15 protein-coding genes and 1 pseudogene are annotated in these 26,094 nt (G+C 57.3%); 6 read left to right on the top strand and 10 right to left on the bottom strand.

Going from position 1 to position 26,094, the window contains the following annotated elements:
- Window positions 1–529: 529 nt before the first annotated feature.
- Window positions 530–798, top strand: a pseudogene (locus tag N7220_RS12330) (integrase core domain-containing protein); the annotation flags it as partial.
- Window positions 799–916: 118 nt separating this feature from the next.
- Here N7220_RS12330 and N7220_RS12335 read toward each other — a convergent pair.
- Window positions 917–3,319, bottom strand: coding sequence for a YadA-like family protein (locus N7220_RS12335; protein WP_283147817.1), 2,403 nt, complete (start codon window positions 3,317–3,319; stop codon window positions 917–919).
- Window positions 3,320–4,089: 770 nt separating this feature from the next.
- On the opposite strand from N7220_RS12335, the gene N7220_RS12340 reads away from it, so the two are divergent.
- The 3 genes from N7220_RS12340 to N7220_RS12350 all read left to right on the top strand — a co-directional run bounded on the left by N7220_RS12340 (window position 4,090) and on the right by N7220_RS12350 (window position 16,034).
- On the top strand, window positions 4,090–5,412 hold the full coding sequence (locus tag N7220_RS12340; protein ID WP_283147818.1) for a methyl-accepting chemotaxis protein: 1,323 nt from the start codon (window positions 4,090–4,092) through the stop codon (window positions 5,410–5,412).
- A 377-nt stretch (window positions 5,413–5,789) separates the two neighbouring features.
- Window positions 5,790–10,478, top strand: a complete 4,689-nt coding sequence (locus N7220_RS12345) for a PAS domain S-box protein (protein WP_283147819.1) — start codon at window positions 5,790–5,792, stop codon at window positions 10,476–10,478.
- 858 nt (window positions 10,479–11,336) lie between these two features.
- Window positions 11,337–16,034, top strand: a complete 4,698-nt coding sequence (locus N7220_RS12350) for an autotransporter domain-containing protein (protein ID WP_283147820.1) — start codon at window positions 11,337–11,339, stop codon at window positions 16,032–16,034.
- A gap of 292 nt (window positions 16,035–16,326) precedes the next feature.
- Here the strand turns inward: N7220_RS12350 and N7220_RS12355 are convergent, their stop codons facing one another.
- Genes N7220_RS12355 through N7220_RS12390 form a run of 8 tightly spaced genes read right to left on the bottom strand, consistent with a single transcriptional unit; the run spans window position 16,327 to window position 23,095 of the window.
- A complete protein-coding gene (locus tag N7220_RS12355) occupies window positions 16,327–16,743 on the bottom strand; it encodes a nuclear transport factor 2 family protein (RefSeq protein WP_283147821.1) in 417 nt (138 codons plus the stop codon).
- Window positions 16,743–17,525 carry an SDR family NAD(P)-dependent oxidoreductase gene (locus N7220_RS12360; RefSeq protein ID WP_283147822.1) on the bottom strand — a complete coding sequence of 261 codons (783 nt, stop codon included), beginning with the start codon at window positions 17,523–17,525 and terminating at the stop codon, window positions 16,743–16,745. Before N7220_RS12360 ends, N7220_RS12355 begins: the two co-directional genes overlap by 1 nt.
- 6 nt (window positions 17,526–17,531) lie before the next feature.
- A complete protein-coding gene (locus N7220_RS12365; protein WP_283147823.1) occupies window positions 17,532–18,056 on the bottom strand; it encodes a DUF3833 domain-containing protein in 525 nt (174 codons plus the stop codon).
- Window positions 18,053–19,297, bottom strand: coding sequence for an MFS transporter (locus tag N7220_RS12370; RefSeq protein ID WP_283147824.1), 1,245 nt, complete (start codon window positions 19,295–19,297; stop codon window positions 18,053–18,055). Before N7220_RS12370 ends, N7220_RS12365 begins: the two co-directional genes overlap by 4 nt.
- Window positions 19,294–19,833: a chalcone isomerase family protein gene (locus N7220_RS12375; protein ID WP_283147825.1), complete on the bottom strand. Its 540-nt coding sequence runs from the start codon at window positions 19,831–19,833 to the stop codon at window positions 19,294–19,296. The genes N7220_RS12370 and N7220_RS12375 overlap by 4 nt, the downstream gene beginning before the upstream one ends.
- On the bottom strand, window positions 19,799–21,013 hold the full coding sequence (locus tag N7220_RS12380; protein ID WP_283147826.1) for an SAM-dependent methyltransferase: 1,215 nt from the start codon (window positions 21,011–21,013) through the stop codon (window positions 19,799–19,801). The genes N7220_RS12375 and N7220_RS12380 overlap by 35 nt, the downstream gene beginning before the upstream one ends.
- Window positions 21,010–21,792, bottom strand: coding sequence for a DUF1365 domain-containing protein (locus N7220_RS12385; RefSeq protein WP_283147827.1), 783 nt, complete (start codon window positions 21,790–21,792; stop codon window positions 21,010–21,012). Before N7220_RS12385 ends, N7220_RS12380 begins: the two co-directional genes overlap by 4 nt.
- Before the next feature lies 1 nt (window position 21,793).
- Complete coding sequence (locus N7220_RS12390) at window positions 21,794–23,095, bottom strand: NAD(P)/FAD-dependent oxidoreductase (RefSeq protein WP_283147828.1); 1,302 nt, start codon at window positions 23,093–23,095, stop codon at window positions 21,794–21,796.
- A 241-nt stretch (window positions 23,096–23,336) separates the two neighbouring features.
- On the opposite strand from N7220_RS12390, the gene N7220_RS12395 reads away from it, so the two are divergent.
- Entirely contained in the window at window positions 23,337–23,951 is a 615-nt protein-coding gene (locus N7220_RS12395) for a TetR/AcrR family transcriptional regulator (RefSeq protein WP_283147829.1), read from the top strand.
- A 270-nt stretch (window positions 23,952–24,221) separates the two neighbouring features.
- Here N7220_RS12395 and N7220_RS12400 read toward each other — a convergent pair whose 3' ends face one another.
- On the bottom strand, window positions 24,222–24,896 hold the full coding sequence (locus N7220_RS12400; protein ID WP_283147830.1) for a carbonic anhydrase family protein: 675 nt from the start codon (window positions 24,894–24,896) through the stop codon (window positions 24,222–24,224).
- Window positions 24,897–25,003: 107 nt separating this feature from the next.
- Between N7220_RS12400 and N7220_RS12405 the strand changes: the two genes are divergently transcribed.
- The gene (locus tag N7220_RS12405) at window positions 25,004–25,918 is read left to right on the top strand and encodes a LysR family transcriptional regulator (protein ID WP_283147831.1); all 915 of its coding nucleotides are present in this window, start codon (window positions 25,004–25,006) and stop codon (window positions 25,916–25,918) included.
- Window positions 25,919–26,094 lie beyond the last annotated feature (176 nt).

The raw sequence follows: 26,094 nt of genomic DNA on the forward strand, positions 1-26,094 counted from the left end.
AGTCGGCACCCAGTTACGGGTATTGGCTATTGCGGTATAACTAGGCCGCTTTTTATGTGATGACAGGCGTTGTTGACCGGCATCGCGACTGACCGGTTCGGCCGATTTGGAGATGCTCAGATAGTTAAGGCGGCTTCTCCCAATTTCGCTTTAGCAGCGCCCTATGAATAAGGAGCGGGAGAAAAACATATGCAAAACAGTGGATTGGATAAATACAGTTTTAAATGACCGAAGTACGGAAAACTTCAGGAGTGAGTGACGCATAACATGCAAAGCCAGAAACTGAAGTTTGGCAACTCATTGATTTTAAAGGGGGGATAATTCAGAATTGAATGACCGACGACAGTTGTAATCGTGACTGACGAAACTCAGGAGGTTGAACGTGCTGTCCGGACTAATGCGTGTTGAGACGCCAAAAGCAGCCGGAACGCCTACTGTCCGGCAACAGGTTGGCCAAGTAATTGCGGGCCTTTGCCCCTTTATAGGATTTATTGCCCGGCAGGAACGGCAGCAGTTATGTTGTAGTCGTTGGGCGCATCAGCGTGGTGTGCAGCTACGCCAAATACAGCCGGGCAAGCCGAACCAGAACGCGTACGTCGAATCATTCAATGGCCGGTTTCGTGATGAAGGTCTGAATGAACATTGGTTTACCAGTCTGGCGCATGCCCGGGTGCTGATTGAAACCTGGCGGCGGGAATACAACGAGGAAAGACCCAAGAAATCGCCGGGCGACCTGACGCCGTCCGCGCATGCCAGGCAACTGGCGGCAAAGTCGGTTAAATTAACCCCGGACTCTGAAGCTGTGTACTGCTGAAACCGGGCTGACGTCGGGCAAACCCCTCCCAATCAATCCAGTCAGGAAGAGGTTTGCGCCTGAAGTTTAAACCGAGCGTTCCGGTTAAGGCCTGGAACCAGATCAGAACTGGTAGCCTGCGCCCACAGAGGCACCCGAGTTACCACGTGAGGAAGTATTACCAGTCGCCTTGATCACCCACTTGCCGTTGTCGGTAATGGTCGACAAGCCCACGGACAGCGCGCTCTCACCCTTCCAGGTGGCCCCGCCCAAGGCCATCATACTGGCGCCCGGGCGATATGCCTGCGGCAGACCCGCAGTGGCCATGGCTGCAGCAACACCGGCACTCATCTTGTGATCCAGGTTCACGATATCGCCCTGGATGCTCTTGATGTCGTTGCTCAGGGTAGTGACGTTGTTGTTCGTTGCGTTCAGTTGCGAACCATTCACCGCGTCAGTCGACGTTGCGCTGACTTCACCTGGGGCCACGTTGATGATCGTGCGCTCGTTACCGGCAGTACCCACAGACACCACATTGCTGCGGCCACCGTCGTTGGAGCCGCTACCCAGCGCCACAGAGTTATCCCCTGAACTCACTGCGTTGTTGCCAATTGCAGTGCTCTTATTGCCAGTTGCCTTGGCTTTGTTGCCCATGGCCGCGCTGTCAGAGCCCGTAGCTTGCGCGTTGTTACCCACGGCATTGGCGTTGTCACCTGACGCAATCGCGTTGTTACCCACGGCATTGGCGTTGTCACCTGACGCAATCGCGTTGGAACCACCTGCTACCGACTGCGCACCGGTCGCTTGCGCAGCCAATGTGTTGTAGTCATTGCTGACCTGGAACATGTTGTTGCCACCCACATCCGAACTTGGATTGGTGCCGTAGGAGATGTTCTGCAATGCCGCGTTCAATTGGGCTACGTTTACCGCGTCCGTCCCCGAGCTACCTGCGGCCACGTTAGTAATCTGGCGTTCCGCCCCCGCCGAGCCGACCGACACCTCGCCCACCGCATTCTGATTGGCAAGATTGCCAGTGCCATCGGTGTAACCTGTCGTTGCCCCACGGCTAGCGCTCGAGCCCGCCCCCAGCGCAACGCTGTTGTCGGCAGAGGTCACAGCCCCCACACCGATGGCTACGGCATCCTGACCAATCGCCACGCTATCGGCACCCGTCGAATTGGCATGAAAATACCTGGAACTAACGCCGTTGGTGATGTTATTGACCGTATTGGCCAGGTTGGTCACGTTATTGTTGGTTTCGGTCAGTTGCGAGAAGTTGACTGCATCGCTGGGGGCCGAACCGTTTGCTACATTGGTGATCCTGGTGCCGCCGGTCTTGGTTACCGAGTTGTAGGTATCGCCACTCAAAGTGATGCTGTTGAAGTTAACAGTGCCATCTTCATTGGTGTCGTACTTCACCGAGCCCTGACCAAGGTTATCGATATTGGAGTTGATGCTTTCAACCGCCTGGTTGGTAGCAAACAACTGCGAACCGTTCACGGCATCGGTACTGTCCGGGTTCAGACGGCCAGCCGCCACGTTGGTAATGGTGCGTTCGTTGCCAACGGTTCCCACGCTGACGGTGCTGGTGGGCGACGTACCGGCAAATGAGTAGTTATGCCCGCGCAGAGTCACGCCGGTCGTCGCGACCGTTGTATCCGTCACGGAGCCGGCACCCAGCGCCACATCATTGGGATTGTACGCCAGGCTAAATGAACCCAGAGCGGCTGCGTTGTCTGCGAAGAAGGCTACAGTCGCCCCGGCACCGACACTTACGGCGCTATCAGCGTAAGCGCCACTGTCTCGACCGATGCTGGTCGCGCCAGCGAATGCGTTAGCGCGAGCCCCCACGGCGGTGGCGTTTGCGTCGTTCGCACGCGCCCAAACCCCAACCGCAGTCGATTCATCACCCGTCGCGTAGGTATTCGAACCAATAGCAACACTGGACATACCAGACCATGTTTCTTGCCCAATACTAATGCCACCTCCCGCAGAATGTGCGTATTGACCAATCGCGATAGCGTCACTGTCTGAGGCAATGGAATTGCGACCTAACGCAATGCTATTTGCGCCGGATGCAGTCGCGTTTGTTCCCATTGCAATACTGTCGGAAGCCCCGGCCTGGGCACCCATACCTGCCGCCAAGGCGTTTTCTGCGCTGGCGTTCGCCTGAGCCCCAATCGCAGTTGAACCCACAGCAGTGGCTTGTGCGAGATCGCCGAGCGCTGTGGACATGCCATCTTCGTCCGTCGTGGTTTGCGCACCTGTGCCTATTGCAGTATTGGATTCAATGCCATTATCAGTCGCAGCAGTCTGCAGATAAGCAGTCCCGCCATTGCGCACGATGCCTGGATCGACAATCCAGGCTTCTGCCTCACCTGCCGAGATTGCGCCCATACCGGCCATCAAAAGCAAGGCCAGCATTTTTCTTGGGTTTGTACTCTTCCCACGATCACGGGCAATTTCTGCGGCAGCAGTCCAGGTTTGTGTCATTTCGTTCCAGACTAACCGGTAAATTTTATTCATGATGCGTGTCCATGTTAATTAATAAAAAAGAGAAATTTTTATTGGGAATTACGATCAAGTTTTAAATTAATTGAGCATTTAATGTAATAGCGCTTTGCAATTTGAGGTTTATTGTATTTGTCAAAACGAGGGGTGAGTATCGCTCTGGAATTAATGCGGAATGAGGCATTACTCACTTGTTCGTAAGTAAATACTTAAGGATTGATATGGGTAGTCAAGGTGGGGGACGAAAACACCCCTAACTGAAATTTCAGGCAAAGTACTAAAGAAGAAGGCACGCCGTTGCCAGTTGATAGGCCCGATATTTGCCGGGGACATGGCATCAAATAGTCGAACGACGGCCTGGGTGATTTTTATTGCTGCAAGTTGAGCGCAAGTCCGTCCGCTCGTACGTCGGGCCAATCATCGACCCGCTACACAACATGCTGGGCGGCCTCCCGGCCAAACCGGAAAATGTCCGCTATCGAAGTTGCCCAGTCCCTGTCCGTCACGTTTGCGCCTGAGACGATCAAGCCAAAGCGAACCTGGTCAGAATCAGCAAACGCACGCCGCTTCTTGTTTTACTCAGACTTGCTCAGATTCGTCTTTGAAATCATGAATACAATCCGGGAAAAGTAAAAGAATGACTCCGTAATTACATCGCAAGGCCCCATTCTTGCTCAGAAAAGTAGGGGTCGACTGCAGGAAAATCAGTCGTCCGCACAAAAAAACGTACGTCACCCCACTGACTCAGGAAACTCGCGTGCGTTGGCACGGGGAGAGGAAATCTCATGTTTAACCGGCAACTCAAAGCGCAGTTGAAAGAGCAAAGTCAGCACATTATTCAGCAAGACGCCATTGTGGCGACGCTGGATCGCTCCATGGCAGTGATTGAATTCAATGTCGATGGAACCGTCATCAGCGCCAATGACAATTTTCTGAAAACCACCGGCTATTCGCTCGCGCAACTGCAGGGCCAACCCCACCGCATTTTGTGTGAAGACGCCTATGCGCGTTCATCCGAATACGTCAATTTTTGGCGGCGGCTTGGCCAGGGTGAATTTTCATCCGGCCGCTTCCCGCGTGTGGCTCGCGATGGCCATATTATCTGGCTGGAAGCCACCTACAACCCGGTGTTCAATGAACACCGCCAGGTCACCAAAATAATCAAGTTCGCCCAGGACATTAGCGCGCAGATCAACCTGGAACAAATGCAGCGCAATATGCTGACTGCACTTGATCGCTCGATGGCCACCATTGAGTTCGGCCTGGATGGCGTGATCCTGGCCGCCAATGAGAACTTCCTTAAAGCCACAGGGTACCGGCTCGACGAAATCAAGGGCCAGCACCATCGGATATTCTGTGAGCCGGAATATCGCGGTAGCGTGGAGTACGCCGAATTCTGGCGCACCCTCAATCAAGGGCAATTCAAGTCCGGCCAATTCAAACGCGTAGCACGCGATGGCTCGGCAATCTGGATGGAAGCCACCTACAACCCGATCTTTGATGCCAATAACAAACCCTGCAAAGTCATCAAATTTGCCAATAACATTACCGAACGCATGCTGCACCAGGAAGCTGACGCACAAAACGCCCGCAAGGCATACGCAATCTCGGAAGAAACCGATGCCGTTGCCGAGCAGGGCAAGCAGGTGATCCAGAACGCGGCGCAGGAAATGCACAGTATCGCCGGCAACGTGCAAAATGCCTCGCGCATGATTGAAGATCTTGGCGAAAAATCTTTGCTGATCAGCAAAATTGTCAACACAATCAAGGAAATTGCTGATCAGACCAACCTGCTGGCACTGAACGCCGCCATTGAGGCTGCACGAGCGGGAGAGCAAGGACGCGGGTTTGCTGTGGTGGCCGACGAGGTACGCAAGCTGGCCGAGCGCACTGGACTATCGACCACCGAGATTTCAGGTATGACCAGCAAGATCCAGGAAGGCACGCGCATTGCAATCGAAAGCATGGAAGTGTGTGTCGACCAGGCCCGGGATGGCGTGACACTAGCCAATCAGGCTGGCGATGTGATCATCAAAATCAGCGAAAGCTCCAAACAGGTAGTCCATGTCATCGGGGCATTTTCTGCGGTCAAGTCAGCCGCGCTTTAGCCCAGGCCCGCGCAGACGCATTGTTAGCCGCGGGCAGATATGGCTCAGCGGAACTTCTTGGTCGCAACCGTGTTTGTGCAGCTGCCTTGTGTTTTAAGATTCAGATCTGTTCAATTTTTTCCAAAGCTGCGGCGATTCCCGAAAACCTCGTCATGCAATAACAAAAAAGATTGCGCCCTTTCTTGCCGCCTGCAGACATACCCGGTGGTCAAGCGGCATTCGCCGGCAGCCTTCGTCTATTCGCCTGTCACTGACCGGTGCGCTCATTGCCCGGTCCATATTCTCAAGATGGTTTTATGCGCTTTTTCCCTGCACGTTTTCGGCCTTTCATGAATTGGGCATTCTCCAGCAACGCCGCCAGACGCGGGTTTCTGGTCATGATTTTGCTTATTGAGGGTGCTTGTGCGGCTGGCTACCTGATTCTGGAGCGCAGCTGGATTGAAGCGGGGGTGGCACGGAACCTCCAAAACGTGTCAGCGATGCATCGGCGCAGCTTTGAACAGCTTGAATCGACGCTGGAATATCAGCTGGCAGCGGTCGGCGAGGCGGTGAGAGGTATGGGTGACAGCACACGGGACCACCTGGAAAAGCATGTCCGGCTGCAAAAAGAGCTGACACATCGATGGCTCGATACGATTGCCATCCTGGACCCGGATGGCAAGATCGTTGCCGTTGACTCCAATGTGCCACTGGCATCGGTCCTGCCTCCCGAAGTGCTGGCAGCCTATTCCTTCAAGGATTTGCCCCGGTTTCGGGCTCTCCAGGATAGCGGAATAGAGACGGCCAGCTTTTTTATTCCCATTCCCCAAGTACCTGAACTGGGTGGCGGCGTCATGGTGACGTACCGGCGGATCACCGCCCTGGATGGATATCCAATGGGCAGTGTGATCGGCTATACCAGCCTGCAAAGCCTTTCGGCCTTGCTCAATACCGATGCAACGCACGGATTTGATCTGGGTAAAGATGGTCTCCTGTCCCTTCTTGATCTACATACGCGCCAGCTTTTGTTCCGCTATGTATATGCAGGTAATCCGGCCGGGGGCCATTTAATGGGCACGGTGCCCCTGCGCACCACGTCTGTTCGGGATACCAGCTATGGTCCGGATGTGAAATATATTCGCTCCCCTATCGACGGTGTGGAACGGCTTGCCGTGCTGACCCCCCTGCACAATGGCCAGTGGGAGCAACTGGTGGGTGCCAGCAAGGATGTGTACCTGTTCAACTGGCGCATCCAGGTGGCCTTCTCCGTGCTGGCGTTTGCGTGCCTGGCGGTCCTGCAGTGGTTGCTGCTGGGGTTTTTCCAGCGCAGCCGTGAACAGCGCGCACTGCTGGATCTGGTGCTCGACAGCGTGGACGCAGTTGCATATATCAAGACCAGTGACCGGCGCTTTGTGTATGTCAACGCCAATACCGCTGCCCTGATTGGCTTGCCGGCTGATCAGATTGTCGGTCGTCTGGACAGCGAGGTCGTGCCGCAGGCTGCAGCCGATGAATATTATGCCAAGGACCTCGAGGTGTTTGACTCAGGCCGCAAGCACAGCGGCATGGACGTCTTCACCCCAGCTGGGGATAAAACCAGGTACTACATGGCGGTCCGGGTGCCAGTGCACCTGCCGGGTCAGCCACCGGCACTGATCGGTTTTTCCACCGACGTGACCGAATTGCATGAACAAACCCTCGCGCGCGAAGCCGCCGAGAAAGAACTGGCGGCGCACAACCACGCCCTGTGGCTGAACAATCAGGTCCTGGAGAAACTGGGTCAGAACGGCTCGCTGTCCGAAGTGCTGGACACCATGCTGCGCATCACCGATAGCTATCGTCCCGGGATGTTGGGGGCCGTGTATCTGGTCGCTGACGATGGCCAGGCGCTCACTGTCTGTGCCGCCCCCAATTTATCTGAGGCGTGGAAGCAGGTCGCAGTGCGGATCCCTATCGATGAATTGAACGGGGCTTCAACGTTGGCGGTTCGCAGTGGCGAAACGGTCATTGTGGAGGATGTAGCCACCCATCCGTGTTGGGCCGCAGCGCGAGAAAAAGCGCTTAATGCCGGTCTGCGTGCCGCCTGGGCCCAGCCCATCAAAAACGGCGAGGGCCGGATTCTCGGTGTCTTTACCATTTACAAGCAGGAACCGGCCACACCGGACGCCCACGATCTCGCCCTGCTGGCGGACTACGCGCGGCTCGCGCAGATGGTCATCGAACGCTCGCGGCTGGCCGAAGCCTTGCAGGAAAGCCAGGACCGGTATCGCCTGATCGCAGAGAACAGCAAGGACATGATCTGGGTGATGGACTACCCCTTTTTGACCTGCAGCTATGTCAGCCCCTCTGCTGAACGGCTACGCGGCTGGACGGCAGAAGAAATGCTTGAACAGCGGCTCGAAGCGTTTGTGTCAGCGGGGTCGGTAAGCCGGGTGAGAGAGGCCTTGCAGGAAAGCCTGCAGCGTATTGCTCAGGGAGATTCGACGGGGCGGTTCATTGCGATGGAACTGGAGTATTTGCATAAGGACGGTCGTAGCATACCGTGCGAGATCGTGGCCAATATCATGCTGGACAGCACCGGCACACCGACCCACATCGTGGGCAGTACCCGCGACATCACCCGGCGCAAGGCTGCCGAGGCACTGGAACACCGCAATCAGGAACTGCAGGCACAGGCCGTCGTGCAGGAACTACAGCAGCAGGAACTGCGTGCCACACAGGCCTGGTTCAGCAACATTGTGGAATCTGCGCCGGATGGCATGCTGGTGGTGGATAGCCAAGGGCTGATTACGCTGGCTAACGGTCGGCTGGAAACCAAGTTCGGTTACAAGCGCGGTGAGCTGGTCGGGATGCCGGTAGACATGCTGGTGCCTTCGGGCTTTCGTCATTCGCATGGCGCTCACCGTGAAGAGTTCAGACTCGAACGTGACACGACGCGCAGCATGGGCACGGGCACGGGCCGCAGAATTTTCGGCCAGCGCAAGGACGGCAGCGAATTTCCGCTCGAAATCCGTCTGTCACGCATGCCTGGGCGCAATGGTGGAGAAGCTCTGGTTTGCGCATCCGTGCGGGACATCACCCAGCGCTTGCAGGAAGAAGCCACCCATCGGGCACTGGAAGAACGCCACAGCCTGATTCTTGCCACCGTCAGCAGCGGTGTTCTCGGGATTGATCAACAAGGCAACATCACCTTCGCCAACCCGGCAGCGGCCACTTTACTGGGCCATGACGAACTGGAACTGGTGGGGATGTCTTTACCGCGACTGGCCCGCTATGCGGCGGAAGATGGCAGTGAACTGCTGGCGCGTGAATCCTGGCATCTGCTGCCAGCAGATATGACCAAGCCCTCGCGCGGTACCGACGCATATTTGTGGCACAAAAACGGGACTGGTTTCATCACGGAATATGCCATTACCCCCACGCTGCAACCGGCAGATCAGACCTGCATGGTCATCACGTTCCGGGACGTGACGGCGCGGGTCGAGGCCGAATGGTTCCGTGCCTCCGAGCAGGAGCGCCTGCAACGCATCATGGAAAGCAGTCCGGTCTGCATTGCCTTTTCCTCAAGGGAGCAACTGCATTTTGCCAATCCGGAGTTTGTGGACACGTTCGGTATCGGTGCAGGCGACCAGTCTGTGGCGCTTTATGTCCGCCCGGAAGAACGCCTTGAGCTGTTTACGGCTATTGATAAGCACGAAAATACCCGCAATCGCGAGATTCAGTATTACGACCGCGACCACCGTGTACGGGACATGCTGGTCACTGCTGTGCCAACAAAACTGAATGGCGTGCAGGGCGTACTGGGCTGGCTGGTTGACGTCACCGAGGTCAAGACGAGCGAGCGGGCCAGACAGGCTGAACTGCAGTATCAGGGGCAACTGGAATCGCTGGTCGAGGAACGCACGGCCGAACTCATGGCGGCCAAGGAAGTGGCCGAGGACGCCACCCGCGCCAAAAGCGATTTCCTTGCCAACATGAGCCATGAAATCCGCACCCCGATGAATGCGATCATCGGCATGTCGCACCTGGCGCTGAAAACCGAACTCAATCCACGACAGCAGGATTACCTGGGCAAGATTCAGCAATCCGGCCGTCTGTTGCTGGGCATCCTCAATGATGTGCTTGATTTTTCAAAAATCGAGGCAGGAAAGCTGGATATCGAAAAGGTAGGCTTCCGGCTCTCCGACGTACTGGAGCAGGTTGTGGCCCTGGAAGGGGGTAAGGCAAGCAGCAAGTTCCTGCCAATGACGGTTGAGGTGGCCAGCAACGTGCCGGACAAGCTGGCGGGCGACCCCACTCGCCTGAGTCAGATTTTGCTTAATTATGTCAGCAATGCACTGAAATTTACCGAGCAGGGACGTATCCGCATCGAGGTCAGCCTGGATGATCGCCACGCCGACGAGGTGTTGTTGCGCTTCGCTGTCAGCGACACCGGGATCGGCTTGACTCCGGCGCAGTGTGATCAACTGTTCCAGGCCTTTCAGCAGGCGGATACGTCGACCACGCGGCAGTATGGCGGTACCGGTTTGGGCCTGGCCATCGTCAAGATGCTGGCAGAACTGATGCGCGGTGAAGTCGGTGTCGAAAGCGAGTACGGCCGTGGCAGCACGTTCTGGTTCACCGCGTGGATGGGTCTGAGCTCTATTGCTGACAAAAGCCAGACCCATGCCTCGGCATACCTTCTGGCAGGGCCTCCCCAACTGGACGGCAAGCGCATCCTGCTGGTCGAGGACAACGAACTGAACCAGCTGGTCGCGGTGGAACTGTTAAAAGAGAGCGGCGTGGCGGTCGATATCGCGGACAACGGCGCGATCGCGGTAGAGCTGGCTGCAAAAAACGGCTATGACCTGATCCTGATGGACATGCAGATGCCGGTCCTGGATGGTCTCCAGGCTACGCGACAGATGCGCGAAGGTGGCCGGTGCATGCATGTGCCGATTGTGGCGATGACCGCCAACACCCAGGAGCAGGATCGCAACCGTTGTCGGGAAATCGGGATGAACGATTACCTGGCCAAACCATTCGAGCCCGAAGCGCTGCAGGAGATTTTGCTCAAGTGGGCGTCTGGTGCGGCGAGTCACGACTGACTGATTCCTGTTTGCTTCGGAGGTTGGCGATCGGCAAGGGAGCGGGGTTAACCGATGGCCACCGGCTCACGACGGAGAGCCCCCGCCACTACCATCTGGGGGTACGCCACCCCGAGGTTCGATCAGGCTGCGGCGCAAAACTGGCAGCTCTCTACAGAATCAGAGGCAGACGAAATCAGTGGACGGATTGCCTGGATTACTCAGCTCCGCCTTTTAGCGCAGATTTGTTTTCTCAAAAAAGTGTAAAACGTCCAAACGTGTTGCCTGAGTTCATCGATGCCACTTTTGCGGTGCAGAAAAAGCATCCCATATTCTGCGCACTGCCCCACATGACTCCATTCTTCTCAATCAGTTAACGCCGGGACAGCATTGAACCTACAAAAATGCTTCAGCTGCTGGTGCTATTCAATAGCCCGTTACTGCTGGCCGATGCACTTCATTCTGTTCTTAACAATAAATAAATTTGAGTGTTTTTAATTGTGCACCCGACGGCACCCACTGACTCGGTCTGGGGCAGCCTGACGACGTACTCATCCCCGCGCTGATCGCAATTTCTGGCCCATGTCATTGATATGGCTAGCCAAAATTCACATTCTTCATCCGTTTTGCTGTTTTGCTCAGACCTGCTCAGTTTCGTTGCGCGAAAAGTGTTTAAAAGACATTTGTATGCCATGCGGGGAGTTGGGCGTTCTATTGCGTTTCCCTACCAATGCACGGCCACGTGTTTTGCAACGCATAAGCCCAAATACAGAGGTCAGGGATGTGATGGAAATCAGGTGGAAATCAAATTTGGCGGGGTCTGCGGGCGGGGCCAAATCAAGTCAGCGCTTTGCGCTTTCAGAAATGGCGTTTGCGCTCATGGCTGTTTTTTCGCCTGCGTACGCCGTAGCTGCAAACCCGCTATCTGCTGCCGGTATCACTGTTATTTGGGGCCAGACCGATGGTGCCATTCAAAATACCGCGGCCTCAGGCTCGGCGATAAGCGCAACGGCTGGCGGCCTGATAACGGTCTCGAATACCCAAGTCTCCGAGACCAATTCAGGGGCCCTGACGCGGGGTCTGCTTGCGACGGGTAAAAACGCGAACGGCAGTGGGTCCTCCATCCAGGCAACCAATACGAATATATCCGTCGCTGGCGCGGGAAGCGGAACGAACGGTGCATCTGCTGCGGTTGGCGTGCAGAGCGCCTCGGGCGGTGAAATATTTTTGAGTGGCGGTACGGTCAAAATGACCGGTGCCAATCTCGCCATCGCAATACGGTCCCTGGACGGTGGTTCGACCAACACTACCGGAATCGCCATTTCTACTGTCGGTGTCAGCTCTCACGGCGTTCAGGCATTTGAGACCAATAGCGCATTGACCGCACTGGTCACCGTCAATGGCGGCAGCGTAACCACGGCGGGGCCCAACTCCTACGGATTGTTTGCCCAGAACACCGGCGCGACCGTAAACGACAATGGCGCCTGGATCACGACCATGGGCGATGTCGGGCGTGGCATCTACGCGAATGCCGGCGGCGTGGTAAACGTGGCGGGCGGCAGCATCACCACAAACGGCAGCTATGCGGTGGGCATGTTGGCATCGGGTGTCGACCCGAACAATAGCAATAGCGTGGGAACAATTGTCGCCTCAGACGTGACCGTTGTTGCGAACGGTTCATTGACTGCGGGCATTGCCGCAGGCTCTTCTGATGGCAACCCTGCTGACAACGAGATTGGCGGCAGCATCAACTTCACGGGCGGCAGCATCACCACCACGGGAAGCCAGGACGTGGGTGTGCTCGCTCAATTGGGCGGCTCCATTGGCCTGCGCAATACATCAGTCACGAATACGAATACCGCTGACACGGAGGCAATGGGACTGTATGCGACCGGCGCCGGGTCGTCGATCACTGCAGCCAACACGCAAATCTCCGTGGCAGGCATCGGAAATGTCAGCGGCCCCGGCATACCCATCGGTGTAGAGTCCGGGGCGGCAGGCGTCATATCCTTAACGGATAGTACGGTCGCAATGATCGGCAATGGCCCGTACGAGGAGGGTTTGTATGCAACCGGTACCGGTTCGTCAATCATCGCAACCAACACGAATATTGCTGTGGCGGGGACTGGAACGGCTAGCGCCAACGCCCCTGTTGGCGTGGATGTAGATGAGAAGGGCAACATATCCTTGACGGGAGGTTCGGTGGCGATGACCGGCACCAACCACAGCAACGCGCTACGGTCCTCTACCGGCGGTACCATCACGACGAACAGCACTGCCATTTCCACCAGCGGCACCAATTCTCACGCGGTCCTGGTGGTCGGCAGCGCACCTTCCTCGCAAGTCACCATCAATAGCGGCAGTGTGGCGACGTCCGGCACGAATTCCTACGGCCTGTTTGCAGATAACACTGGCGCGATCGTTAACGACAACGCGGCCCGGATTACCACCACCGGCAGCGTTGGGTTTGGCATCTACGCGTACGGGGGCGGCATTGCAAACGTGACTGGCGGCAGCATCGTAACCAGCGGCAGCAATGCTGATGGGATGCTTGCGTCAGGTACCGATGCAAATAATAACGCCGGGAGAATTATCGCTGCAGGCGTGACTGTCGTTACGCATGGCACGCAGTCCGTGGGCATTGCCGCTGGTAATCCTGGTGACTCCGAGATTGCGGGCAACATCGACTTCACCGGTGGCAGCATCACCACCACCGGTAGCCAGTCTGCGGGCGTGTCGGCGCAACTGGGTGCTTCTGCCTCTCTTCACAACACAACGGTTTCTGCCAGCGGACCGGGCTCCGCGGCGGTGTCAGTTGGCAGCGGAGCGAGGCTGAACGTTGGGGGTAGCACGCTCACCTCGGCCCAATCAGCAGGGATAGCAATTACTGACGATGCCACCGTGAACTTGACCGGGACGACCGTTAAGGCCGGGCCATCCAGTGCGTCCATTGTCTCGACGCTGGATACAGCAGGTCAGACGCAGTCCATCACAGTAGGGACCGGCTCTACGCTGACGCAAAACAATGGCACACTTTTGCAGGTGAACCGCACTGGTGGTGGCATCGATGGCATCGTAAATCTGACACTGCAGGCCGGGTCGGTTGCCACAGGCAACATCGTGGATACGGTAACGAGTGGTGGTACTGGAAAGACGAACTTTGATGTTCAGGCGGGTGCCCTCTGGTCCGGTAATACGCAGGGTGTAAATAACACGAGCGTGGGTGAAGGTGGAAGTCTGACCTATGGTGCGGTTGGCGCTAATGCTGGTCATGCAACGGCTATCGCAGGCGATGTCAGCGCAACCAACTACACCGCCGTGACATTCAATACAGCGGCGACGGTGGGCGGAAGTGTGGCCTCCGGCAACAATTCAACTGTGGCCTTCAACCAGACAGCAACAATCGGTGGGGGGGTGACTTCGGGTCAAAGCTCTGCCGTCGCGTTTAACGACGCTGTAACGGTGAATGGAACAGTCCAGTCCGGCGACAATTCGACCGTCGCGTTCAAAGGTGCGGCAACGGTAGGCGGAAACGTTACCTCTGGCGGCAATTCGAAAGTCGCTTTCGAACAGATTGCGACCATTGGCGGCAATGTAACCTCCGGCCCGAACGCCACCGTTGCGTTCAATAACACCGCAGCAGTTGCTGGCAATGTGCAGGGTACGGGGACGACCATCGTTTTTGCACAGGGCGTGAGCATCGGCCAGAACCTGGCGACGACCGGCGGCAGCGTAACATTCGACGGTGCTGCGACGATTGGCAAAGACATTTCGGCCAATAATTCCACCATCGTATTCAGCAAGTCCAATCCAGTAACGGTAAATGGGAACCTTGTTCTCGATAATGGTGCAGTCACAAGTGGTGGCGCGACAGGCGGCAACAGCCAGTTAGTGGTGGCCGGTGATGTTTCTGTCAATGGCGGATCAAAGCTCGGCGGTAACCTTAGCGTTATTGGTAAAGTGAGCGGCAACGGCATCATTGTGCCGAGTATGGCAAGCGCTCCTGCTCCCGTTCACCCCTCTGTTAACACTACCGCTGTTATCGCGCCGCTGGCTGCCGGCAAAGGGGCGCCGTTTGCATCCGCCAGGGCAGTGCTAAGGGATGCCGTCCCCCCCGCATCTGTGTCGCCGGGCAATTCGGTTGCTACGCAGACCTATGGCAGCCTGTCCGGATTCACCGGCACTTATATGGCCGGCGTGAATGCCGCAGCTCAGTCGGATCTGGTTGTTGTCCGCAGCAACGTCGATCTGTCGCAGATCAAGCTCGTAGTGGGCCAGGAAAACGGTACCGATGGCTACCGTATCAACACGCCATACGCTGTTCTTCAAACAACGAACGGCGGCACAGTGCAAAACAAGTTCGCAAGTGCCGACCTTGACGCATCGTTCGACAACACGCTCCTCACGCTCAGTCCGGTCAAGTACGATGCGACGGCGGCAATAGTCAGTCTTATGGTTGATCCGGCCAAGGTGGCTGTGGTCCGTCAGTCCATGACGCAGAATGAGAATGCGGCGCTCACTGGCGCGATGTCGGCAGCGGGCCCGAGCTTGATGGTAGACGCGCTGTTTACCACTGCGATCAAAGGATCGAACTTCGATCAGGTATCGGGTGAAAGTTATGCATCTATCAAGACCGCTCTGATTCAGGACAGTCACTACCTGCGCGATATGGAGATCAATCGCCTGCGTTCAGTGTTCGCACCTGCGGTGGTAGACAATGCGGATGGCAGGTATGTAGCGGGCTCAGCCGGCAATGGCTCCGATCTCTGGGCGACCGGGTTCGGCGCACGGAACCATGGGAAAGCTACTGACGGAGCCGCAGAGCTGTCTGCTTCGACCAGTGGCACCGTGGTGGGTGTGGATAAACTCCTCGACAAGAACTGGCGTATTGGCGGCCTCGTGGGGTACAGCCAATCAAACTACCATGTCGATGGCCTTTCATCTTTGGCCAGTACCGATAACTACCATGTGGGGATGTACGGCGGTACGCAAGCGAGCGGCTTTGGGGTGAGACTTGGCGCTGCTTATACCTGGAACAGCATCAAGGCACAGCGCGCTATCAACTTCGCGGATTTTGTTGATCATACGAGCAGCCATTACGATAGTGGCGTCGCCCAGGCATTTGGCGAGATTGGCTACCCGTTGCAATTGCGTCATGTTGCGTTCGAGCCGTTCGCCAATATGGCGGCGGTTCGCCTGCGCACTACGTCATTCAGCGAAACAGGTGGTGGGGCTGCGCTGGGCAGCCAGGGCGATGAAGAGAGCATTGCATTTTCCGCGCTGGGTCTGCATGCCTCGTCGAACTTTGACGTTGGCACATCACAACTTGCGGTGCAGGGCAAACTGGGTTGGCAGCACGCCTTTGGTGCCGTCAACCCAATGGCTGCGCTCTCTTTTGCGGGCGGTCAGCCATTCAATGTCGCTGGCATCCCCCTTATGCGAGACGCCGCGCTGGTAGAGGTTGGGCTAAACGCGCGTTTGACCAAGTCCTCTCGGGTGGGCTTTTCCTATTCGGGACAATTGAATGGGCGGGCAAAAGAACATGGCTTTACTGCGAACCTTGACTACCAGTTCTAACTTTTTGTGGCGCCGAGAGACCGGCTCGTCCCGATGAAAAGTCAACTGCCCTGACGTTCGGGGTCCTGAAAGCAGCTGCTGTTACACATGCAATAACGGACATTTCAACCATGAGTCTGAAATGTCTGGTATGGCCGAGAATGAGTTAATGGTGGTAAGGCATCAAAATTGGGTTGGTGTAGGCCTGCAAGCAGATCTCGCATTCTGCCTTTTTCGGGCTTGGGATTTGCGTAAACCGAATTCTATCGACAGGGGGCGGCCCCTAACGTGGCCAACTTGTTTGCCGTTCACGTCATTGCGCGCGAAAACGCCCCCGCAGCCAGCCAATCGGGGCGCCTATCAAGGGCAGTTTTTGCCAAAGTTCTTCGGCCACATCCCAGTAATCACGATGGTCGATCACCTTGCCGGTGTCATCGAACAAAAAGCGGGTGGCGCCATGCACCTGGTAGCGGGTGCCTTTCAGGCCAAAGTCGAAATCCCACGTGACAAAGCCGCGATCAGCATCGGCCAGCACTTCGCGAATCACAAAGTGCGGCGTCTGTGTGGTTTCAAACATATGCGCAAATACCCGGCTGATCGCGGCCAAGCCCGCTACATCGTTGAATGGGTCTTTAAAGCGGGCGTCTGCGCGGTAATACAAACCAATCTGCGCCAGGCTCTGCGGCGTCAGTGTGCAATACCAGTCGAGTAGTCCATCAAACGGCTTCATCACAATCCCAGTGCACGGTTAAGCAAGGCAAAACGCCAGCGATAAGGTAGCAAGCTGGCCAGTTGTACCAGCAGGGTAAAGCGGCGCGGAAAATCAATCTGGAATTGACCGCGGGCCAACCCGGCCAGGATACGGTCAGCGGCTTGTTCCGGGGTCAGCAAGGCGGGCATGGTAAAGGTGTTTCTGGCGGTGAGCGGGGTTTTGACAAAGCCCGGGTTGATCAGAAAAACTCCCAGCCCCTTGGGATGCAGATCGGCATATAACAGCTCGGCCAGGTTGATCAGCGCCGCCTTGGTGGGGCCGTAAACCGTGGCGTTGGGCAAGCCCATGTAACCGGCCACGCTGGCGATAATGGCAATATTGCCCGCGTGGCGCGCCAACATGGTGGGCAAGATGGTTTCCAGACCGAAGTAAACGCCCGTCAGGTTGACCTCAATGGTGCGGCGGGCCCGGGCGGCCTCAATCTCCCATGCGCGCAGGGGTTGGTAGTCCGCAGCGCAGAACACCACCAGATCAACACCGCCCCACAGTGCGCGCAATGCGGCGTGGCCCGCCTCCCAGGCTTCGGGCTCGGTGACATCCATGGGCAGAACCAGCGCGTTAGGGCGATTGGCAGCGACCAGTTCCAGTTTTTCAAAATGCCGCGCCGATAACGCAACCTTGGCGCCTTGCCCGATCAGCTTTTGCGCCACTGCGGCGCCGATTCCGCTGGAGGCACCCACCACCCAGACACGCGTGCCAGACCAGTTTTTCAAGCGAGGATTAAGCGGAGATGGCCACATTCGCGTTTACTCCTGCTTGCGGAAAAACAGCGTGACCTGGCCCACTTCGATGCCGAACTTGCTGACGCTGGCGCGATTGATCATGGCGTGGGAGTCCATCAGGTACATCCAGTCATCAAACTGGACGTCATAGGTGGTGTCATCTACCGGCAGCCGCAAGGTGTAGCGCCAGTTGAGCGCATTGCCAGCAACCCGACCTACCGCTTCGCCAATCACGTCGCTGGCGGTGCCGTGCCAGCTGCCGTCAGCGGCGTGAGTGAGTGTCCAGACGCGCTGTTGGGTTTTGCCATCGCTGTACACAAAGTGTTCATCCAGGATGAGTTTGCCGTCATTGATGCGGCCATCAATCTGCACGTGAAAGCGTTTGACCACTTCGCCATTGCGCTTCTGGAACATGCCCCAGGCCTCATTGTGGCCGGTGAAATACTGGGCCAGATCCAGTTGGGGGCGCTCGTTGGCGTAGTGGCTGACATCCGGCCCGGCACACGCAGCCAATACCATGGTAAACAGGGCGATCAGGGTGCGCTTCATGCCGGTTGCTCCTCTTTGGCAATGACCTGGAAATACAGAATTGCGAATGCCAGCAACTTGAGTACGCCTGGCAAGGCGCCATAGACCAGTCCCAACGCCGAGCCGCCCGATCCGGCCACGCCGGGCCGGTAACCCAGCCACGCCAGCAAAGGCAACGCCAGGCCGGATATCGCGGTGGCCAGCTTGGCCAGCAAACTCCAGACACCGTAGTGAGCGGCAGGGTCTGCGTCGGGCGGGATCGCGCGGGCCAGCAATACCGGCGGCAAGGCCAGATCAGCGCCCAGTGCCAGCCCGGCCAGCAGACAGACCGCGCCGTAGGCCAAGACATCACCCGCACCCAGAAAGATCGTCCAGACGTAAGTGGAAGTGGCCAGGACCATGCTGCAACCCCAAGCCCGCGCCGGACCAATGCGTTGCGCGAGGCGCGTCCACACGGGCAAACCTGCTGCGCCAGACAAGAAATAAACCGCCAGAAACAGGCCCGCCCACTGCGGCTTGATAATGCGGTCGGCAATGAAGAACAGTGCCAGGGTGGCGGGAATGGCGATCGACAATGCGTTCACCAGATACGGTAACCACAGGCGGCGAACCGCCGGGCTGGCCCGTACCCGCGCCGGTGGTACACCCGCGCGAATCGGCCATAGCGGCGCAAAATGCAGCAACAGGATCAGGCCCATGATCAATAGCAGCGCAAAGCCACCGGCAAATACCGCCATCGATTGCGCGGGTGGCCAGGGGGCTGCGGTCATCAGCCACACCGGCAATACGCTGGCCAGAACGACGCCAGCCAGACCAGATGCTTCACGCCAGGCCGCCGCACGAGTGAGAGTGGGCAGATCGGGGGTCATGCGTGCTCCCCACGCCAGCAGCGTGATATTGAGTACGCTATGCGCGCTGTAGATCAGGGCCAGCATCAGCGCCAGCCATCCGGCCAGAGCGGGGGTTGAACCGGCTATTGGTGGCAACCACAGGCCGGTGAAAGCCAGTGCCAGCACGATTGCGGCGAGCCACAGCGCCAGGCCCAGCGCGTTTTTGCGCGCCATGACGTCAATCATCCGGCCCAGCCACGGGTCTTGCACGGTGTCGAAAATACGCGCTGCAAACAGTACAAAACCGGTGACCGGCAAGGCTAGTCCCAGATGTCCGGCATACCAGGCAGGCGCTTGCACGTAGACCGGCAACGCAACCATGGCCAATGGCATGCCCAGAAAACCATACGCTGCCAGTGGCAAGGTTTTCATGGCTTGCCACCGAGCAACCGGGTACGCAGCGCGGGGTCGCGGGTGGCCGGGTCAAGCCAGATCGAGAAAAATGCCCGTGCGAATACCGGGTCATCAATCTGGGCGTTGAGCGCATCGCCGTGATAAAACCGTACGCCCAGACCCGGCAGATAGACGCCAGTAAGCTGATCGCCAATCTGCACGTCCACAAATGCCCGCAACATCTGTTTGCGCCAGTTTTCCAGCTGCGTGTCTGACAATATGGCGCCGTAGATGCGTTTGAGTTCATCCACGCTGGCATCGGCGATCTTTTCACGGGTCAGGGCGCGGTTGTAGACCAGTTGCAGCGCAAATGGCTGGCTCTCATCAAACGGCACGTGGCCGCTGAACAGCCGGGCGCTGTAGATTTTGAATCCCAAGTAGCGAAAGTCGCCTTCACCGATCAATTGCGCATTGCCCAAATCACTACGCCAGCCAGCGGATGCCGTGGCGGCTGTGAGCATGAGCATCAGCAGCAACGCATTAGTCGCGGCGTTCCAGCAAAAACTGGACGACATCGGTGCGGCCCTCGTCGAAACCGGCTTCGCAATAAGCCAGATAAAGTTGCCAGGTACGGATAAATGCATCATCAAAGCCTTGGGCGAGCACGGCAGGGTGACTGGCGTCGAAGGCCGCGCGCCAGCGGCGCAGGGTTTCGGCATAGTCTTTGCCAAAGGCGAACACGTTGTTGGTGAAGAAACCCGCTTGGGTTGCTCCGCTCACAAAGCGTTCTAATGAAGGCAGCATGCCGCCCGGAAAAATGTACTGGCGGATAAAATCGCTGCTGGTGCGATAGCGTTCAAAGCGGCTTTCTTCAATGGTGATCGATTGCACCAAGGCCTTGCCGCCCGGTGCCAAGCGCTCGCGAACCACCTGAAACCATTGCTCCCAGAACTGCACGCCAACGGCTTCAAACATCTCGATGGAAACCACGGCATCGTATTGCCCGGTAACGTCGCGGTAGTCGCGCAGTTCCAGTTGCGCCAGCGCGGTAAGGCCCGCATTGGCGATGCGTTGCTGCGCGATTTCCAGTTGCGCGGGGGAGATCGTTACGCCATGCACGGCAATCCCGCGTTGCGCTGCGTAGTGAGCAAAACCACCCCAGCCACAACCGATTTCCAGTACGCGCATGCCGGGTTTGAGCTTGAGCATATCCAGCACCCGCTGGTATTTGGCGGCCTGGGCATCGGGCAAGGACAAACTGAAATCCCCGGCAAACAAAGCGCTGGAGTAAGTCCAGCTTTCGTCCAGCCACAAGCGGTAGAAATCGTTGCCCAGATCGTAGTGGGCGTGGATGTTCTGGCGGCTGCCAGCACGGGTGTTGGGGCGCAGCCAATGGCGTAACGCGTACCAGGCGCGGGAGACCCAGTTGCCCCAAACCGTCGCGGTCATGGCGGATTCGTTGCGAATCGCCAATTGCATCAAGGCGGTCAGATCCGGCGATTCAACCCAGCCATGGCGCAGGGCGTGAGCAAAGCCGATATCGCCGCCGGTCATGATGCGCTGGCAGGCGCGCCAGTCGTGCACGATCAACTCCGCGCCGGGCAAGGTATGAGAATTGCCAAACAGCAGTCTGGCCCCACCCGGAGTAACCAGGGTGAGGTGGCCCGTGTGTAGTTTGCGCAGGGTTTTCAGAAACAGCCGCGCGGCGGCAGGAGCGCTGGACGGCGCCAGCGTTAACGATTGGGTTTGAATCACGACTTGATCTCCTCGTGATGGGTCAGCGTCAAGCTGTGTTGTGGCGGCGCGGGTTTTTGATGAAATGGCACTTTGCCCAGCCATAATTTGAGCGCCTGCCAGTGAATACGGACCCCCACGCCGACCGTGAGCAGCGGGTGAGTCAGCAACGCGCGGCCTAAATTGCGCACGCTAAAAGGAACGGCACGCCCACCGATCGCCGTGCGGATCAGCAAGCCTTGCGCATCGTGGTAATCAATCGCGGTAAACACGGTGTTTTCACACTCACGCAGGCGGAATTCGTAGTGGCCTTGTACCTGGCAAAACGGCGACACATGTAGCTGTTTGCGGCAAGTGAGCGTGGTCTGGGGAGTGATCGGGGCGTTATCCGGGGCGGTGAGCAGATAACGGTGATGCTCGCCAAAGGTGTTGTTCACCTCGGCCAGTACAGCGCGCAATCCCCCGGCGGCATCGTGGCAGTACCAGAAGCTCACCGGGTTAAACACATAGCCAAACATGCGCGGAAAGGTCTGCAACCAGATGCGGCCGTCGGCAGGCAGCCCTTCTGTGGTTAGTAGTTGGCGTATCCATGAGCTCAGCGGTGTGTCGTCCCGCGCCCCGTAGTCGCGGGTATGGATCCCCAGCACGCGCCAGCGATTCACGCCAAACAAGGCATTGTTCAGGGAATCGAGCTGGTCTATATCCAGCCGCAAGCAGAACACGCGGTAGACAAACCGGCGCGGTGCGGGGCGCAAGCGCTGGTGCATGACCTGGCCGAAGACGAGTTTGGCGCCGTTCATGTCACACCTGCGCCCATGCCGGTTGCGCGGCAAAGTCGGCCGCCACGCGCAGGGCGGATTTAAGCCCGTCCTCGTGAAAGCCGTATCCAGTCCAGGCCCCGGCAAACCAGGTGCGGTTTTCACCTTGCAACTGTGGCAGCAGCGTTTGCGCGGTAACCGCGTTTTGATCCAGCAAGGGGTGTTCGTACTCAAAACGGGCGATCAGCTTGTCCGGTGCTGGTTCACTGATCGGGTTCAAGGTGACGATCACCGGATCGGTAAACGGTAACGGTTGCAGCTGGTTAAGCAAATAGCTCACGCAGACCGGGCGGTGCCCATTCACGCTGGCGCCGCCCAGGTAATTCCAGGCGGACCATACCTTCTGGCGTTTCGGCAGCAATGATGTATCGGTATGCAGCAGCGCCACGTTGGGTTGATAACGCACGGCACTGAGCAGCGCCCGTTCGCCGGCGCTGGCGCCATCGCCCAGCAGTTGCAGCGTGGTGGGGGCGTGGGTGGCAAAGACCACCGCATCAAAGAATTCATCGCCATGGCGTGAGCGCACCTTGACTGAATCTGCCGAGCGCACGACTTCAAGCACCGGGGTACGCAAGCGCAAATCCGGCAGGGCTTCACAGAGCTTGCGCACATATTCTCGCCCGCCGCCCATCACCGAACGCCATTGCGGGCGGTTTTCGATTTGCAGCAAGCCGTGGTTGATGCAGAACTGCAAGAAGGTGGCGGCAGGAAACTTGAGGATGTCATTGGTGGCGCTAGACCAGATCGCCGCCGCCATCGGCAATAGGTAGTCATCCCGAAACGCCGGACCGTAGTTGCCGTTTTCAAGCAGTTGTTCCAGCGATATACCAGTTGTGCGAGTGGCTTTCAGATTGCTGGCGCTTTCGCGGTTGAAACGCAGAATGTCGCGCAGCATGCCCAGAAAACGTGGCGAAACCAGGTTCTTGCGCTGGGCGAATACCGTATCCAGATTGCTACCGGCCCATTCCAGCCGCCCACCATCCAGCGATACCCCGAAAGACATATCGCTGGGGTGCGAGCGCACGCCCAACTGTTCGAACAGCGCAATCAGGTTCGGATAGGTGCGGTCGTTGAACACCAGGAATCCGGTATCGACCGGGTGGGTGACGCCATTGAGGGTGACGTCTACCGTGTTGGTATGGCCCCCCGCATAATGGCCAGCTTCAAATACCGTTACCGCATGGTCGCGCGCTAGCAGCCAGGCGCTGGCAAGGCCGGATATCCCGGCGCCAATGACCGCAATGCGCTGTCGCGCCGGGTTGCCGGGTTTACGAATGTCTCCCACCGTGTTTCCTTTTTTGTGTTGTCTTGTCTAGCCACATACGGGCCGCACGATGGTCTGGATGCAGAGCCATGCAGTTGTTCCCCCAAATGCAACAACGCTGCGCCGGTTTGGCGCTTTGTGGCACCATCCCAAGAAATCATCGCCCTTGCTGTAAAAGCTGTTTCAACTGGCTTGGGCGGTGCTAAGATGGGTTTGTGACCCTTCTGTAAAAAAATCTACCACACAGTAAACGAAATTACCAATGAGTATTTTAGCCAAACTCAGTTTTAAGGATCAGGCGTTCAAATTGCGTGAAGACGCAATTCTGGATGCGACCACGCGCACCTTGGCCAGCAAGGGGTTTGATCTGATGACCATGGACGACATCGCCGCAGAGGTGGGAATTTCCAAACCCAGCCTCTACAAGCACTTCAAGTCCAAGGATGATCTGGTCGGCGAGGCGATGATTCGGCTGCTGGATGCTGCGTTGGTGTGGTTTGCAGCGCTACCGCCCGATTTGACACCCGCAGAGAAATTGCGGGGATTGCTGGCTTGGGCGTTGCAGATCCGCCTTGAAGGCGGGTTGCCGCTGATGCCATCAACCAGCCCGCAAGTACGGGACATGCTCACCCGCAATATGCGGTACGTAACCCGCGTGCTCAAACTCAATGGCGTGCTGGAAAAAACCGTACAAAAAGCCAAGGCCAAAGGCGAACTGCGCAGTAATCTGCCTGACCAGGTCATCCTGTTCAGTTATTACTCACGCACCTGCGACCCTGCTGTCGATTACCTGCGCCTGTACGCCAAAATGGACGATGACAAAATCATCGCGCACATGATCGACGTGTTTTTTGAAGGGGTGAGCCAGAGCAGTTAAACGCTAGATCAGTCGAGCGGGTACCTGAGGATAACTATCCTGGGGTTACGGAATATGTTCAGGTGGTCTCTACCCCAGCTTGGCAACCCCGTCCAGTTGATACACAGGTGATCTGCTCCCGCAAAACGGTAGCCGCGAGACAGGTTTGGTGTTGTCAAAGCCATCGGAGAGGTAGAAGGCCTTCTCTGATAGGTCATGCGTACCCCATGGCCGAGTAGACCGCCCGACAGGCGTCAGGGTCTGATTCCGATCAAGCGTAAAGACGGTCTCCTACCCGACCATCGCCTGAATAGATGCCTTGTCGTTCAACCAGGTGTCATCGAAGAAGGTGACTTCACCTGTGGCCAGATCGTGTTTGGCGCCAATGATGCCAATCTTGCCGGCGGCGACCATGTGCTCGAGGATGTAGCTGCGATTGATGATCGAGCGCACCGAATGGCGTACGTTCAGGTCGGCCACATTCTCGACGAATGCGGGGTTCTTCGAATTGCGCTTGGTCGGTTCCAGCGTCTGGCCCTCCTGGTACACGGCTGGCTGGATCTTCGACAGCAGTTCGGTCAGGTTCCCAAGTTCCACATGATCGCAGGCGCCTTTGATGGCACCGCATGAGGAGTGTCCGAGCACCACGATGAGTCTGGACCCGGCCACGTTGCAGGCAAACTCCAGGCTACCAAGGATGTCGGTGTTGATCACATTACCGGCGATACGCACGGAGAAGATATCCCCGAGGCCCTGATCGAAGATGAGCTCGGCCGATGTACGGCTGTCGATGCAGCTGACGATGGTGGCGAATGGCCATTGACCATCGCGAGTTTCATTGGCTTGCTGCAGCAGGTCGCGGCTCTCGCGCAGATTGTTGACGAAGCGCGCGTTGCCTTCCTTGAGGAATTGCAGGGCGAGTGCCGGGGTGACGGTGGCTTGGGTTTCAGAGGTATGCGTTTTCATAGTGAGTCGTATCCAGCCTTCCAGCGATTGCGCTGGGTCGCAATGTTACCGACGGCAGAAAATAAGCAATAATCGATATTTATGATGATATTTATCGATAAATCTCTATGAATGCCACCTTTCGTCAATTGCGGCTCTTTCTGGCGCTGGCCGAGCGCGGTAGCATCACTGCCGCCGCGGAGGCCTGCCATGTCACACAGCCGACGGTGTCGATGCAACTGCGCGAACTTGCCGAGGCCGCCGGTCTGCCGCTTTACGAGCAGATCGGCAAACGGCTTTTCCTGACCGCTGCTGGCGAAGCGCTGGCCGGAACGGCACGGACCATGCTGGACGAGTGGCTCACGTTTGAGCAGACCCTTGATGCCATGAAGGGGCTGGAACAGGGACGCTTGCGCGTCGCGATGGTGAGTACCGCGAAGTACTTTGTACCACGCCTGTTGGGCAACTTTTGTACGGAACACCCGAACATCGAGATTGCACTCGAGATACTGAATCGCGACGGGGTGGTCGCACGTCTGCGCGAAAACCGGGATGATCTATACATCATGTCGATGCCGCCCGAGAACCTCGACCTCGAACAGCACGCGTTCCTGCCTAATCCGCTGGTCCTGATTGCCTCCGACGGGCACCCACTGAAGAGGCGCCATCTGGAACTTGCTGACCTCTCGGCCGAACGCTTCATCCTGCGGGAGCGGGGTTCAGGCACACGCCTGGCATGCGACGCGTTTTTCTCGGGCGCTGCCTTCGTGCCGCAAGTCAGGCTTGAGTTAGGCAGCAATGAGGCGATCAAGCAGGCTGTTGCCGGAGGCCTCGGTCTTGCAGTGGTTTCGCGTCATGCTCTTCCTGCGCGCCCCGCGGACGATCAACTGACCATTCTCAATGTGGACGGTTTTCCACTCCAATCCCGGTGGTTCACGCTTTATCCACGCGGAAAAAGGCTTTCTCCGGTTGCTGCGGTTTTTCTCGAACATCTCGAACGAACAGCGATGGAATGGAGTGAGCGGCGCGAGTCAGGCTTTTAGGCGGCAAGGATAAATGAAAGGCCGCTTGAATCTACTACTTGTCGTTGCTCCGGTGAGAGGATGACCGGCAGGTGAGGTTCGAAAGCCGCTATTGAAGTTCGCTACACTGACCGTGTGCAATCCAACTGTGCTTGTACATCAACCGCAGTGGTTCATCAGCTTTGGCGTAGGTGTAT

It is taken from the genome of Silvimonas soli, from assembly GCF_030035605.1.
In the GTDB taxonomy this organism is placed as follows: domain Bacteria; phylum Pseudomonadota; class Gammaproteobacteria; order Burkholderiales; family Chitinibacteraceae; genus Silvimonas; species Silvimonas soli.

Bases quoted from the DNA above. Each gene is read 5' to 3' on its own strand.
- N7220_RS12335 (WP_283147817.1), bottom strand. From the start codon at position 3,319: ATGAATAAAATTTACCGGTTAGTCTGGAACGAAATGACACAAACCTGG.
- N7220_RS12340 (WP_283147818.1), top strand. From the start codon at position 4,090: ATGTTTAACCGGCAACTCAAAGCGCAGTTGAAAGAGCAAAGTCAGCAC.
- N7220_RS12345 (WP_283147819.1), top strand. From the start codon at position 5,790: ATGATTTTGCTTATTGAGGGTGCTTGTGCGGCTGGCTACCTGATTCTG.
- N7220_RS12350 (WP_283147820.1), top strand. From the start codon at position 11,337: ATGGCTGTTTTTTCGCCTGCGTACGCCGTAGCTGCAAACCCGCTATCT.
- N7220_RS12355 (WP_283147821.1), bottom strand. From the start codon at position 16,743: ATGAAGCCGTTTGATGGACTACTCGACTGGTATTGCACACTGACGCCG.
- N7220_RS12360 (WP_283147822.1), bottom strand. From the start codon at position 17,525: ATGTGGCCATCTCCGCTTAATCCTCGCTTGAAAAACTGGTCTGGCACG.
- N7220_RS12365 (WP_283147823.1), bottom strand. From the start codon at position 18,056: ATGAAGCGCACCCTGATCGCCCTGTTTACCATGGTATTGGCTGCGTGT.
- N7220_RS12370 (WP_283147824.1), bottom strand. From the start codon at position 19,297: ATGAAAACCTTGCCACTGGCAGCGTATGGTTTTCTGGGCATGCCATTG.
- N7220_RS12375 (WP_283147825.1), bottom strand. From the start codon at position 19,833: ATGTCGTCCAGTTTTTGCTGGAACGCCGCGACTAATGCGTTGCTGCTG.
- N7220_RS12385 (WP_283147827.1), bottom strand. From the start codon at position 21,792: ATGAACGGCGCCAAACTCGTCTTCGGCCAGGTCATGCACCAGCGCTTG.
- N7220_RS12395 (WP_283147829.1), top strand. From the start codon at position 23,337: ATGAGTATTTTAGCCAAACTCAGTTTTAAGGATCAGGCGTTCAAATTG.
- N7220_RS12400 (WP_283147830.1), bottom strand. From the start codon at position 24,896: ATGAAAACGCATACCTCTGAAACCCAAGCCACCGTCACCCCGGCACTC.
- N7220_RS12405 (WP_283147831.1), top strand. From the start codon at position 25,004: ATGAATGCCACCTTTCGTCAATTGCGGCTCTTTCTGGCGCTGGCCGAG.